Source organism: candidate division WOR-3 bacterium (genome assembly GCA_039801905.1).
In the GTDB taxonomy this organism is placed as follows: Bacteria; Hydrothermota; Tepidihabitantia; order Tepidihabitantales; family JBDRVQ01; genus JBDRVQ01.
Window position 1 is genome coordinate 12005 of the sequence record JBDRVQ010000009.1, and the last position, 14236, is coordinate 26240.

At 45.3% G+C, this 14236-nt stretch carries 11 protein-coding genes; 1 reads left to right on the forward strand and 10 read right to left on the reverse strand.

Going from position 1 to position 14236, the window contains the following annotated elements:
* The first annotated feature begins 119 nt into the window (after positions 1 to 119).
* Positions 120 to 2024 carry an OmpA family protein gene (locus ABIL00_02760; GenBank protein MEO0109690.1) on the forward strand — a complete coding sequence of 635 codons (1905 nt, stop codon included), beginning with the start codon at positions 120 to 122 and terminating at the stop codon, positions 2022 to 2024.
* A gap of 57 nt (positions 2025 to 2081) precedes the next feature.
* Here the strand turns inward: ABIL00_02760 and ABIL00_02765 are convergent, their stop codons facing one another.
* The 10 genes from ABIL00_02765 to ABIL00_02810 form a co-directional block, all read right to left on the reverse strand.
* The gene (locus ABIL00_02765; protein MEO0109691.1) at positions 2082 to 2732 is read right to left on the reverse strand and encodes a GNAT family N-acetyltransferase; all 651 of its coding nucleotides are present in this window, start codon (positions 2730 to 2732) and stop codon (positions 2082 to 2084) included.
* Positions 2729 to 5080: a DNA translocase FtsK 4TM domain-containing protein gene (locus ABIL00_02770; GenBank protein MEO0109692.1), complete on the reverse strand. Its 2352-nt coding sequence runs from the start codon at positions 5078 to 5080 to the stop codon at positions 2729 to 2731. The genes ABIL00_02765 and ABIL00_02770 overlap by 4 nt, the downstream gene beginning before the upstream one ends.
* A gap of 7 nt (positions 5081 to 5087) precedes the next feature.
* Positions 5088 to 5693, reverse strand: coding sequence for a site-2 protease family protein (locus tag ABIL00_02775; protein ID MEO0109693.1), 606 nt, complete (start codon positions 5691 to 5693; stop codon positions 5088 to 5090).
* The gene (locus tag ABIL00_02780; protein MEO0109694.1) at positions 5686 to 6876 is read right to left on the reverse strand and encodes a hypothetical protein; all 1191 of its coding nucleotides are present in this window, start codon (positions 6874 to 6876) and stop codon (positions 5686 to 5688) included. The genes ABIL00_02775 and ABIL00_02780 overlap by 8 nt, the downstream gene beginning before the upstream one ends.
* Before the next feature lie 125 nt (positions 6877 to 7001).
* The gene (locus tag ABIL00_02785; GenBank protein MEO0109695.1) at positions 7002 to 7511 is read right to left on the reverse strand and encodes a T9SS type A sorting domain-containing protein; all 510 of its coding nucleotides are present in this window, start codon (positions 7509 to 7511) and stop codon (positions 7002 to 7004) included.
* Entirely contained in the window at positions 7504 to 9648 is a 2145-nt protein-coding gene (locus ABIL00_02790; protein MEO0109696.1) for a hypothetical protein, read from the reverse strand. The genes ABIL00_02785 and ABIL00_02790 overlap by 8 nt, the downstream gene beginning before the upstream one ends.
* Positions 9649 to 9704: 56 nt before the next feature.
* On the reverse strand, positions 9705 to 10061 hold the full coding sequence (locus ABIL00_02795) for a MazG nucleotide pyrophosphohydrolase domain-containing protein (GenBank protein ID MEO0109697.1): 357 nt from the start codon (positions 10059 to 10061) through the stop codon (positions 9705 to 9707).
* Positions 10045 to 10728, reverse strand: a complete 684-nt coding sequence (locus ABIL00_02800; GenBank protein MEO0109698.1) for a coenzyme F420-0:L-glutamate ligase — start codon at positions 10726 to 10728, stop codon at positions 10045 to 10047. Before ABIL00_02800 ends, ABIL00_02795 begins: the two co-directional genes overlap by 17 nt.
* On the reverse strand, positions 10715 to 12448 hold the full coding sequence (locus ABIL00_02805) for an ABC transporter ATP-binding protein (protein ID MEO0109699.1): 1734 nt from the start codon (positions 12446 to 12448) through the stop codon (positions 10715 to 10717). Before ABIL00_02805 ends, ABIL00_02800 begins: the two co-directional genes overlap by 14 nt.
* The gene (locus ABIL00_02810) at positions 12445 to 14235 is read right to left on the reverse strand and encodes an ABC transporter ATP-binding protein (GenBank protein MEO0109700.1); all 1791 of its coding nucleotides are present in this window, start codon (positions 14233 to 14235) and stop codon (positions 12445 to 12447) included. Before ABIL00_02810 ends, ABIL00_02805 begins: the two co-directional genes overlap by 4 nt.
* Position 14236: the final 1 nt, after the last annotated feature.

The following is a 14236-nucleotide window of genomic DNA, read 5'->3' on the forward strand; positions in this document are numbered from 1 at the left end:
TCAATTATATACCAAAAGGGGAGAGTGTCAAGAAAACGGTGTTATTGACAAATGTAATTATTTAATTATAATAAATAGTTATAAGATGTGGTTTTTAAGAAATAAGTGAAGGAGGAGATATGCGAAGTTTAATCTTTGTATTTTCTTTAATCCTCTTTTTCTCTTTAACGCTTGCTGACCCGGCATTAGGCGGCGGACGAGGCCTCTTTCGGATTCAGGATGCCCGAGTGGAAGAAGACGGTGCCTTAGTCTTTGCCAGCCGTTGGGTATTTAATCGGGAAAGACTAGACCCTTATAGTGTTCGCTACCACGGTCCCCTTTTCGGTCTGGAGATGAACTATGCCCCATTCCCATTTTTTGAAGTATTCGGCAGCCTTATCGGCCTGGTTGATGCGAAAACTGGTCCCTTCCATCTGTATTATGATTGGCAGGGGCAAAATTTAGGGGCGAAACTTTCCTATCCCTACTTACCAGTAATCAAACTGGCGGTTGCCGGAAACTGGTTGATGGAGAAATCTGACCACCAATTAGAGTTTATGGAAGGTCTTTTCCCGAAGGGTAAATCCTGGCGAGCAATCGGGTCTTTCCGCCTCTGGGAACTCTATAAAACACTGCCCACCATTATTTTTAACTACGGCTCAAGTTTTGGTGAAGATGAAAAATATTCCTTTCTTGGTGCCGGCTTAGAGATGGCCTCTAATGCCGTTGACCTATTCATTGAGGCAAGTTCAGAAAAGGGAGAAGGTGTTGGGTTCTTTACCAAAGAAGCCAAAGCGAGAATTACTCCCGGTGTGAGGGTGCGCATTCCTTATTTTCATCTTACCGGTGGGGTAGAACTCGGTTTGACGGATGTGGTTCCGGATTACGAGGCGATTTTAGGCTTTGCCTTCATCTCACCCTTCCCCAAACCACCCCGCAGACCCTGGGGTCGTTTAGCGGGCAAGGTGCAAGATGCCCGAACCGGTATGCCCTTGGAGGCAATTATTACCTTTCCCAATCAGAAGATTCGTTCTATGAAAACTGACCCCAAAACCGGTATCTTCTTCTTGCAGCGGGCACCAGTGGGCGTGATTGTTGTCCAGGCGGAAAAAGAAGGTTATATTCCAGAAGCGATTCCGGTGGTGATTACCGATGGCGGTTTTGCCAATTATACCTTTAACCTCAAGCCTCTCGTTCCGTATGGGACAGTAGCCGGACGGATTTACGATATCTATACCAAAAAGCCCTTAGAGGCAAAGATCACCTTCACCGACCTCAATCTGGCACCAACGATGTCCAATCCCACAACCGGGTTCTTCCAGATTAATAATGTCCCTGCTGGTTTGGTCTATCTCGTGGCGGAAAAAGATGGTTACTTCACCGAAACCAGAATGGTGGAAGTGGAAGATGGTGGCATCTCTAAGTTAGAGATTGGGCTTGCCCCCTTAGATATGAAAGGGACCTTCCAGGGCAAAGTTGTTGATAAGCAATCCGGTAAACCGGTTGCGGCAACGATTACCTTTATGGAAACTCAAAGACCGGTTATTTTAACTGATACTTTAACTGGACAATTCACTACGGAACTACCAGTTGGCTCTTACCAAGTAAAGGTTGAAGCCCCAGGTTATGTTACCCAGACGAGCACTTTCTCAATCAATAAAGGAGAAGTGACCGAAAGGAAATTTGAGTTGGTGAGTAAGGGAATGGTCTTAACCTTGAAAGGGGTTTACTTTGACTTCGCCAAGGCGACTTTAAGAACCGAATCTTATCCGGCTCTGATGGAGGCAATTCAGATTCTCAAAGATAATCCCGATATTCAAGTTGAGATTCAAGGTCATACCGACAATATTGGTTCCGATGCCTTCAACCAGAGACTTTCCGAAAGACGCGCCCAGGCGGTCGTTAATTTCCTTGTTCAGTATGGTGGCATCGCTCCCCAAAGACTTACCGCAAAGGGCTACGGAGAAAAAAGACCAATCGCTTCTAATGAAACCGAGGAAGGAAGACAACTCAACCGAAGGGTTGATTTTGTGATTCTCAGATAAGAAAATACCCTAATAAGGAAGGGAGGGGGGAAATTCCTCCCTCCCTTTTTATTTTTGTTAAATCTTCTCCAGTAAGAAATCCCAAAAGGTTTTTCTCTTTACCCGTTTTTCCATTATGAAACTTCCTTCCTGAATGAATGGTCGGAATTCCTGAGCATAATATAATCTTCGGGCACTGGTGTTTTTATTATACCAGCGCCTTCCCTGACGAAAGATACGCCTTAAGGTGTAATCGTAGTTACCTTCTTGAGTAGTAAACCCTTCTTCAATCAAGGAAACAAGCATCGCGACATGCCGGGGATAGGCAGTTACCGAAAAGGCATTGGCTTTTTTTGCTAGGCCCAAGGCGATTTTAATAAATAAAGGGGAGAGTTTACGACCTCGGTATTTGGGACGAATGTAAGCCCGGGTAATTTCCCATCTTTTCTTGCCGTCGTCATTCGGATTTTTCCATTCCGGGTCAAGGCGCACGTAGCCAATCGGCTCGTTGACATCATAAAGCCAAATCTCTAAGAGTTTTTCTTTGGTGATTAAATCCTCGTATTGGTAAAAGGCAACTTTGTAACCTTCAATCGTAAAGTTTATGGTCTCTTCTCCGGTTTTGGCGAGGGGGCGACTCCTAATGAAAGAATTGAGTTTTTCCTGATTCTCGGCTGGGACGAGCCGCACGATCTCTTCCACAATCCTCCTCTCTAATTCTTTGGTCATCTCTTCCTTTCTCCCATTATCTTCCTCAAAATTGCTTCCAATTCTTCTTCACTCTCTATTAAGACTCTTCTTGATTTTGAGCCGGCATAGGGACCAACGATACCCGCTTTTTCTAACTGGTCAATGATTCTCCCCGCCCTCGCCCAACCGACATCTAACTTCCTCTGGAGCATGGAAACGGATGCCTCTTTATTTTGAAAGACATAACGGGCGGCGGTAGCGAAATATTCGTCAATCTCATCGCTGAGGGCAATCTCCTCTTTCTTCAAACGACGGACTTCCGCTTCTTCTTCTAAGGGGGTATGATATTCTACGGCGAGTAACCTTTCGGCAATCTCTTCACTCAAAATCTCTGCCAGACGCCTTCGCTCCTCTTCAATACTCGCCTTCTCTTTATTAATCAGAATGTCAATCACGCCGGTTTTTACGATCTCTTCTGCCTTCTTTTTAGGATTTGGTATTAATCCTTTAAGGATTTCTTTCAGATAGCGTTTTGCCCAAAGATTAACCAAACGTTTTGCTTCTTCCACCGAAATGAATGCCCCGTGCAATCTTATCGGCTCACCTTTCCCCGGAGGCAAAAAGAGCATATCACCTCTCCCTAAGAGACTTTCCGCGCCGTTCATATCAAGGATGATGCGGGAATCGGTCTTGGAGGCGACCTGAAAGGCAATTCGGCAAGGGAAGTTTGCCTTAATCAATCCGGTTATCACATCGGTGGAGGGTCTTTGGGTGGCTAAAATGAGATGGATGCCCACCGCTCGGGACATTTGGGCTAAGCGGGTTATTCTTCTCTCCATCTCTCCGGGGTCTTTCACCGTCTTCATCAAATCCGCCAGTTCGTCCACAATAATTACAATGTAAGGCTTCCTTTTCTTTCCGATTTTTTCGCATTGGGAATTATAAGTTTCAATATCCCTTACCCCAACCCGGGCGAATTCGGAATAACGCATCTCCATCACTTGGATTATTCGGTCCAATTCCTTCGGGGCACTCTGCGGGTCGGTGGTGGTTAAGCCTAAGAGATGGGGGAGGGGGTCATAAATCGGCAATTCCAATTGTTTCGGGTCAATGGTTAAAAATCGAACATCTTGGTAGGAAGAGCGGTAGATAATGGAGGAGAGGATGCAATTTATACAAACTGACTTTCCCGAACCAGTTGTTCCGGCAATTAAGATATGGGGCATCTGCCTCAAGTCGGCGATATAGGGTTCACCTGTGATGGTATCGCCCAGAACAAAGGATAAAGGGGAAGGCGAAGAATCTAAGACTCCACTTTCCAAGATGGGCCGGAGGCGGACAATCTTCCGTTTCTTATTAGGAATTTCAATACCTACGGCCGCCTTTCCGGGGATCGGAGCCAAGATTCTTATCCTTTCAGCCCTCAAGGAGAGGGCGAGATCATCAGCTAAACTCTCAATTTGCTGGATCTTTATTCCCGGTGCCGGTTGGAACTCAAAACGGGTAATTACAGGACCGGTGAGAATTCCCGTAATCTCCCCTTCAATAGCAAACTCCTTCAATTTTCTCAAAAGAATCTCTGCTTCTTCCTTTAATTCTTTATCATTTTTGGAGATTTCCTCTTCTCTCTCTTTCTCTAAGGCGGAGATAAACTCTTCGGGAAAATCTTCCTCAACTTCCTCTGTCGGCGGTGGCATCACCTCCTCTTCTTCTTTCAATTTTTCCTCTTCGGCCGGGGTATCTTCTTTCCTATTTCTTATTACCTCCTTTTCCTTAACGGCATTGTCCTTTACCATTTTCGGGAGAGGGATTCTTTTTCCCAGACGAAAGAGAAGGAGAAGAAGAGCTTTTAATCCCCGAAAAAGGAGAAGGAAAAGCCGAAAGAGAAGGGAAAGGGATTGGAGGATGGGAATTTGAATGCCGGTAAAGAGAAGGAAGAGGATGGTTAAAAGGAAAGGGAGGACGATATAGCCACCAAAAGATCCTAAGAGGGTGTGAAAAATTTCGCCGAGAAAGATACCCGATTCCCCAACGATCTCTTTATTCAAATTTATGTATCCCAAGAAGGAATTGAGAAAGAGAGCGTAGGTGAAGAGTTTCAGAGAGAACTTTGTCGCCCCTTTTAAGTTTTTCTTTAAAATTAAAGAGAAGGCGAAAAGAAAGAAGAAGAGGACGAAGAGGTAAGAGAAGAAGCCGAAGAGGGGAGCGAAGAGGCGGCTTAAAAATAAGCCAACCGCCCCACAATGGTTCGTCTCCTTTGTCCGATTGCCCAGATGATAAGAGAAGAGACTGAGGAGGAGGAGGAGGGCAAAAAGGAGGAGAAGGAGACCGGAGATTTTCTGTTTCTCTCTCGGGGGTTTATCTTTTGCATTCTTTCTACTACCCATCCGTCCGTTAACCAATAAATAAGCGATAGAAGAAACTGACAAAAGGATTTATGAGCCAAAAGAGGATGGGAATTCCCACAAGATTCCCAATCACGATGATCATTAAAAGTAAATAAAAACCGTAGCGCTCCAATTCCATGTAATAAAAATTTAGCCTTTCTGGTAAGAAATAACTTAAAATTTTTGAACCGTCAAGGGGCGGGATGGGGATTAAATTAAAGGAGGCGAAGATGAGGTTATAGATAACCGATAAGGAAAATAACTGGAAGAGAAAGGGGGAAGGAAGAAATTTAAATACCCGGGTGAGAATGCCAGAGAGGAAGGCGATAAGGAAATTGGCGGATGGTCCGGCGAGGCTTACCAATAAAATCCCCTTTTTTGGGTCCGGAAAGTTAAAGGGATCAATCGGCACCGGTTTTGCCCAGCCGATGCGGAAGAGGAGGGCGGAAATGATGCCGATCGGGTCAAGGTGTTTTAAGGGATTAAGGGTTAAGCGGCCAGAGAATTTTGCCGTTGGATCACCCAGTCTGGCGGCGACATAGCCGTGAGCGTATTCGTGGATGGTTAAGCCGAATAAGATGGCGGGTAGACTCAAAAGAAAATTCTTATCCATATCTTTTCAAAAGTTTCCTCAGATATCCTAACTCCTCCTCTTTCGTTTTAATCTTCCCATCTAATCTCTGGTAGAGAATTTTCGTTAAAAACTCACCGTATTTAACCTCCGGTTTAATCCCGAGTTTTTTCAATTCCTTACCCGTCAAAATCGTTTTCACCTCCTTGCTTCTTTTTAGAAATTCTTCAATCTTTTTTCTACTCTCCTTGCTCACCAATTCTTTAATGAGCCCCAAGGCGGAGGTTGATAAATCTTTCAGGAGTTGATAGATGGTAGAAGGTCTTTTTATTCTCGCCAACCTCTTTTTGAGGAGAGGAATTTTTTGAAAAGAGATAATTTCTCTCTTCTCTTCGCGGTTGAGAGGTAACTTGGCGGTGGGGAAAGAAGCCAAGAGATAAAATAGAGAAGAATCGGGGTTAACATCTCTCCCCTTTCTTATCCGGCTCAAACTCTTTACTATCCTTCGGGGCAAATTCTTTCCGAAGTAAGCCTTGAAGATTCCTAAGCGGTTTATCTCTTTAATCATCGCCAGCCAATTCTTTTCTTTCATTACCAGTCTCAACTCTTGCAGAAAGCGCTCGCCGGAGAGGAGGGAGAGATAAGAGGATTTTATCGCCTCCTCCAGCCAGCGGCGAGTATCTTTCTCCATCCTAAAACCAAATCTCTTGGCAAACCTTATTCCCCGGAGGATGCGGGTGGGATCGTCAATAAAACTTCTCGGATGGAGAACACGGATCATTCCCCTTTTTAAGTCTTCTTTCCCATTAAAGGGGTCAAAGAACTCTCTTTTCCTCAAGTCATAGGCGATGGCGTTAATTGTAAAATCCCGGCGGCGCAAATCGTCTTCAATCCGTGCGGGAGAGACCTTCGGTAATTGGGCGGGTCGTTCATAAATCTCGCTCCTTGTCCGGGCCAGATCAATCACCATTCCCTCCCCTTCAATCTTGGCAGTGAGAAATTGGGGATAAAAGACCACCTTCCCGTTTAACGACTTCGCCAACTCCTTTGCAAAGAGAAAAATGTCACCATCAATCACCAGATCAATATCCTTAACCTCCCTTTTTAAGAGGATATCCCGCAAAGGACCACCAACCAAATAGAGAGGGAAGTTGAAACGCGCGGCCACTTCCTTCGCCTTATTGATTAAAGGGGAAAAGAGAAGAGAGGATAATTCTAGTGTCACCTCTTCCATCATAGAAAAAATTTATTCTTTGTCAACTAAAAAATTCATTTCTGATGAAGAACTTAATCCGAAGGCTAAGAAGAGATATATTTAAATTACGTGGAAATAAATCTCTTTTATTCCTCCTATCTTAAAAAGATAATTTTCTTCACCTTTTTATATCCGTCAGCGGAGAAGTGTAAGAAATAAACGCCTTCTCTCATTCTCTCCGAAGATAAGGGGAAGGAATAAATCCCAGGTTTTTGCTCGGGGAAGGAGAAACGTTTCACTAATCCACCACCGGTATTATAGATGTTAATTGAGACATTGCTCTCTTTTGCTAGGGAATAGGAGAGGATAGTATTTTGGGAGAAAGGGTTCGGCCGGGGAGGGAAAAGTTCGGTCTTTAAAGAGGGTTTTTGAATAGATATTTCCTTTATCCCCACGAGGGTAGTATCAATAATCCAGAAACCAATTTGGGCAATTTGATTAGTGCTTTGGATAATACCAACTGCGGTTTGGGAAACTGAGACCTGGGCAGAGAGATTACCGATATTAATCCTTGTGCCACCGGAATTTACGGAATACCAATCGCATTGGTATTGGGCATAGGTTAGAGAAAGGAGAAGAGATAAGATAAATAATAATCTATTCATCTTTCCCCCGCAAATTGGTTTCTATCTTTACCGAATTTAATTCCTGAGGGGAGACCTCTCTGATTTCGCTTCTCTTCTTAATTAGGTCCTTCGGATCAATCCGCAGATTCTTTTCTGCCAAACGCTTTGCCCGAATCTCAAAAGGAATCTCTGGGTCGTTGGGGTCAGGATAGAGATTTTGGTCGGTGTAGCCAATTGGTTCTTTTTCCATTCTTAAATTCTCAAATCCCTTTCTTTTTGCCAAAACCCGATAGGCGAATGGCGCATTACTTCTTCCATTATTCAATTCAACCACCCTAAATCCTCTCTCTCCCCTCTCCACATAGACACCTTGACAATTGCCGTAGAGTTGGACAAAGACCTCCATTGGGTTTTCTTCATCAATGGTTACTGTCTCTAAGAAGAGGGGGTCTAATTGGATATAAGCCTCACCGTTAATCAGTTCTCCCCGGCCGATATCTTCAAACCAGACCTCAGGGGTTTCTAAGCAGTAGAGGGCAGTTGGGCCTTTTGAGGTTCTAACCAGTGCCGATTTTGTACCCGAGGCACCCAAATTGCCGGAGGCATAAACTCCAAATTGACCGGAAAGGAGATGGGCACCTAAAACACCAGCATAGGCGGAAGTGCTGCAGACCCCTAAGATGCCGTTATTCGCTTGAGAACGGCCATAAATTCCCGGAGAGGCGGTAGAGAATCCATAGACACCAACATTCTGCGCCCCACCAAAAACACCAAAGGCACCTGTGGTATAAATTGGACCTTCACCCCAAACTCCGGCATAACCAATACCAGCCGATTCCGAAATCCCGATCATCCCGTCTGCGGTCTTTCCCAAAGCGAAGAGGCCAGTGGTACCGCTGAAAGTGCCGCCACCACCATTAGTAAAATAATAACCGGAACGGTTACTTCCCGCAGCCACTAAGGCGGTTCCTAAAGGATGGTGGTTAGCCGCATAATTGGCAAAGCCTCCTGATGCCTGGGCGCTACAGATGGCTACCACGCCACTGCCGGTTATCCCTTTGACAAAAAGGCCTGTATTCCCAGTAAAGGTACCACCGCCACCATCTGCGAAGTAGAAGGCATTAAGACCATTTCCCGCGACCACGAGTCCAGTACCGGAGGCGTGCCGATTGAGGAAGATACCACCAAAGGCAGAAGAGGTGGAACAGACTCCTACTGTTCCGTGACTAAAACTCCCACCTTCACCGTAAATTCCCGGAACGCCACTGGTAGCGGAGACACCGTAAAATTGCTGTGCCCGACCCCTACCGGCAATCCAGAAATTTCCGGCTTGGGGGGAGAGGTTTTGATTTCGGATGTAGGCGGTATCGGTATAGGCGCGATTGAAAGAAAGCGTCACTTCCCCACTAGAACCACCGCCACTGAGCCCGGTTCCCGCATAAACTCCGGTAATATCACCCGCGGTGAAGTTTAACTTCTCTTGTCCAATCGTATTATTAGCGATATCGCTACCGGTAATACTCAAATCTAAAATCTTGGCGGAATTTATCGCATTGTCTGAGATCTCATCCGAAGTTAGGGGTGGAGTTAAAGGCCTCACCGCCGGGGTGAAAGATAGGTCTTCCATTAAAATTGTGCCGTTGAGAATCTTTCCGGTCGTTACCGCATTATCGGCAATCTCATTGTTGGCGATGGGTGGGGTGATTGGTCTTGTTAAAGGAGCACTTTGGGCGTAATTGGCGCTATCCGCCCTTCTCGCGAGATAGGAATAAGCAGCACTCACTATCCTCACCCGGGGGGTCATTGGTGGATTGGGATTGACCTGCATCTCTAAATATAAGTTGCCATCAAGGGGTAAAGAAGTAATTGGGTTGACACTTCCCAAAAGGGTATGGAAGAGACCGGCTCGGGTTTGAATGGTTTGGGTTTCATTCCAGAAAGGACTACCCCCCGAGGGTACATTAAATAAACGGAAGGTGACAGAATAAGAGGAGTCCCGAACTGGATTGCCGATATTATCCGTAAGTTTACCCTGATAGTTTAAGAGGAGGGGAATAGAGATTTGGTCGGTCTCAGGAAGCGATGTCTCTATCTTTTCCGCACTCGGTAAAAGGTTATTATTTTGGGAAGCGAAAGTAAGAAAAGATAGAAAAAATAAAGAAAGATACCACTTCATGATTACCTCCGTATTTGGATTATACGGGGAAATTATTAGGAAGTCAAGTAAGCAATTTATCTTCTCTTTATCATCTCCCAGACGCGGTCCATCTCTTGGAGGGTGGCATTTTTACTTATCTTTTTCTTCATCTCCCGAAACCTTTTTAAGAATTTCTGATTCGCTTTTCTCAAAGCGATTTTTGGGTTAATTCTTAAATGTCGGGAGAGGTTAATCAAAGAGAAGAGTAAATCGCCAAACTCTTCTTCTACCATTTTCTGGTCACCTTTTTTGATTGCCCTTTTTAACTCCCTGATCTCTTCTCTAATTTTTTTAAAGATCTCTTCCTTCTTCTGCCAATCAAAGCCAATTCTTTTGGCGTTTTTTTGAATTTTTAATGCCTCCAAGAAAAAATCTCTATTCTTTGATTTCACGGACGATGATGATGGGAGTTAAATTATCTCCCTGACCCGCGGGATTGTCGCGCATAATCTCTTCTAAGAGTTTTTTCGGAACACCGGAGGAAGCGCCGACGACCCAACTCCCACCGATGTCGTTCACATCCATAATCGCGCATTCGCAACCGGTCACTTCCTTTATCTTTTGGCTCACCCTCTCTGGTTCCTTTGGTCCCATAATTACGCACTCGTAATATTCTTTCACCCCGGAGGTGTGGGGGGCATCAATCATTGCCGCCTGTTTCCCGGCGATGCGGTAGAAATCCCCCCGGCGTCCTAAGAGTTTGGTGAGGGCGGAGATGAAGGAGGCAAAAAGGATTCTTATCTCACCAACCTCCCGAATGGCGCATTCCATACTGTAAGGATTTCTGAGACCAACCCCATAAGGAACCTTTCGCACAAACCGCCAGAGGAGACGGGCTAAAAACCTGGGCTTTAACCTTGCGGTGGGGATTGCCCTCCCTTGGGTAATCGCCACCGCACTTTCCGAGATGGTGATGATGTCATTGGGTTTTAATATCTGGGAGGTGTATCTCTTCACCACCTCCGCTATATCATCCTTTTCGGAGAGGATATGGGTTTTGATTGGGATTCTTAAGAATCTCTTACCCGAGACTTCCCTTACCGGTTCAAATTTTTTCATCCCTCTCCAACTCTTCTTTCAGTAATTGCCTCTCATAGAGTTGCCAGTAGAGTCCTTTCCGGTTCAAAAGTTCTTCCGGATTCCCTTCCTCCACTATTTTTCCATCGGATAGAACATAGACGAAATCGCAGAGGCTGAGTAAGGATAACCGGTGGCTAATGATGATGACACTTTTCACCTCTTTTAAGATGTTGGCGACGATTCTCTTCTCAATCTCCGCATCTAAGGAAGCGGTGGCATCATCCAGAATTAAAATTTTGGGGGAGGTTAATAAAGCCCGGGCAATTGCCACCCTTTCCCTCTGTCCCCCGGAAAGTTTTATTCCCCTTTCTCCAATTAAAGAGTCAATCCCTTCGGGCAGCGTTTTTATCTCTTCCTTTAAGCCGGAGAGGTTAATCACCTTCTCTAAGTTTTCCCGATATTCCTCCCGGCCAAAGAGGATATTATTTCTGATGGTTTCGGAAAAGAGAGAGGCTTCTTGGGGGCAATAGCCGAAGAATTGGCGAAAAGATTTTAGGTGAAGTTCTTTCAAGGGTAAAATCCCTTTTTCGGTTATCACCCGAATCTCTCCGCTCGTCGGTTCTAAGAGTCTTAAAATTAATTTGACGATGGTGGTTTTACCACAGCCAATTGGTCCGGCGATGCCAATCTTTTCCCCTTCCTTTATTGTCAGATTGAGATCCGTTAAAACCATCTTCCCATCATAGGCGAAATTTACCCGATCAAAGATAATTCCTCTAAGAGAAGATACTCTCTCTTCTCCTTTTCTCTCTATCTCTTCTGGAAAGAGGGCTAACTCGTGAATCCTTTTTCCGGCAACCTTCCCCCTTCGGTAGGCGACGAAGAAGTTACCCAAGTCCCAGAAGGGTTGGATGAGTAAAACGATATAAGCCATAAAGGCGACAAATTCCCCTAAGGTCAATTTCCCCTTTATCACCCAGATGCCACCAAAGAGGAGGATTAATAGGATGGCAATCTCCGCGTTGCTCCGAAAGACAATCCCCACTTTCACTTCCGATTTGATGAATTCCACGGCCCGGGAGATTCTCTCTTTTAAGAGGGGAGAGAATTTTTCCCCGGTGCTTTTTTCCCGGAGAAAAGCCTTTAAGAGTTTTATTCCGGCAAGGGAAGACTCAATGTAGTTACAGACCGCCGAGATCCTCTCCCGCCATCTCTGATAGGTGCGGTGGACCAGATTGCCAAATTTTGACCAGAAGAGAGCGGCGCTGGCTAAAGGGAGGAGGGAGAGAAGGGTGAGGAGGGGGTTAATCTTGATAAGAATGATGAGGGCGATGGTCAAGGTGAGAAGACCTTCAATCGGTCGGAAAATTCCCGAACAACTGAACCAGGATAAATCGTTTAAGTCGTGGTCCAGCCTTTCCATCACATCTCCCGGGGGGAATTGATTTAAGAATTTATGTCCCTTTTTCAGAATTGCGGAGAATACCTCGGTCCGGCAGAGCCAACCAAACTTTTCATTAGTCCTTCCCCGTAAAAAAGGTAAGAGGGTAGTAAGGAAGGAGCGACCGAGACCGAGGAGAAAGAGCAAGGCGACATATTGCAAAATCCTCTCCCGGGAGAAATTCTTTTGGATACCATCAACAATCATCTTTAAGAGATAAGGAAAGGAAAGGTTGGCAGTAGTGGCGAGAATGGTTAAGAGAATTAAAAAGCCAAGCCAAAGTTTATTCTTCTTCCAGAAATCAATCACCAATTTCATACTCCCACCTCAACAAACTGCAACCGGTAGAGTTTATAGTAGAGTCCTCTCTTTTGGAGCAGTTCCTCGTGATTTCCCTCTTCGGCAATCCTCCCTTTATGGAGGAAGATAATCCGGTCGCACATCTGGATGGTCGCTAAGCGATGAGCGATGATAATAGCAGTCCTCCCTTGCAAAATCTCTTTTAAGCCTTCCTGTAAGAGCCGCTCAGTTTCCGGATCAACCGAGGAGGTGGCTTCATCAAGAATGAGAATTGGGGGGTTAAAGATTAAAGCCCGGGCAAAGGAGAGGAGTTGTCTTTCGCCAAGTGAAAGGTTTATCCCCCGCTCAATCAAGTTCGTCTTGTAACCTTCGGGAAAAGAAAGAATCCTTTCGTGAATTTTTAGTCTCTTGGTAGCCCCGATCACTTCCTCTTCCTTAATTCTCTCGTCAAAGAGGCGAAGGTTATCTAAGATTGAACCAGGGAAGAGAATGATATCCTGGGGAACGAGACCAAAAAATTTTCGCCATTCCCTAATGGGGAAGTCCTTCCTTTCGTAGGGACCGAGATAAATCTCCCCGCTCTTTGGTTCGTAAAAACGGAGAAGGAGGGAGATGAGGGAGGTCTTACCGCTCCCGGTCTCACCCACCAAGGCGACCTTTTCCCCCTCTCCGATGGTGAGATTAATCTCTTTCAGGACGAGATTATCCCCTTCATAAGAGAAGTTGACATTCTTCAAGATGAGGGGGTAAGAGGTTGGGGAGAGTTTCTTCTCTCCTTTCTCCAGACCTTCTCCTTTTAAGGAGAGGATTTCGTAAATCCTTTCGGCACTGGCTAAGGAGCGTTGGATGACATTCAATTGGTCGGAAAGTCCTCTTAAAGGGGCGAAGAGCCGGATGATATAATTAAAGAAGAGAAAGAGGGTGCCGATGGTCATTTCTCCCTTTAATGCCCAGAGGGAACCGATACCTAAAATTAAAACCATCGCCAAGACTTCTCCGAAGTCAACTAAAAACCAGATGCGATACCATAAACCCATCCCTTCCACCTCCTTTTTATACTTCTCCCGGTTCAGGTTATCCGCCTTCTGGGTGGCATATCCTTCCCGATTAAAAGCCTGAACTACGGAAAGGGCGTTAAGATTTTCATTTAAGAAGTTATTAATCTCCGCCACCTTCTTCCTTATATCAAGGAAAACTGGTCGGACCTTTTTCTGAAACCAATAGAAGGCATAAGAGAAAGGGGGAAGGAGGATAAAAATTAAGAGGTATAGTTTATAGTTAATCTTAATCATTACCGCGCTCATTCCCAAAAGCATCACGAAATCCGTCACTAAGGTGGCACCGGTGACGGTGAAGAGCATCTTTAAGGACTCGGTATCCGATTCAATCCGGGTTAAGAGTTTTCCGGTTGGGTTCTGGTCAAAAAAGGAAAGGGGAAGGGAGAGGATGTGGGTGAAAAGGTCCTTTTTCACATCCGCAGTCGCCTTCTCACCGACAGTGGCAAGTTGAATCTGTTGGTAATAGGAGACAAAAAAGGCAAAAAAGGAAAGGAAGAGGTAGAAGGTTGCGGTATGGATAAGACCCCGGATATCGCCATTTTTAATAGAGACATCAATCGCCCGCCGCAAAAGAATGGGACCAACCAGAGAGAGGAGGGTGGAGAAGAGGAGAAGACTTCCCCCCAGAATTATCCTACTCCGGTATTTGAGGAAATAGGGTAAAAGGAAACGGAAGAGTTTACTCGTTTTCACCTTCTTTTTCCGAACCTCTTCCGCCGCGTATAAACCTTCTTCTCCGTAGAACATC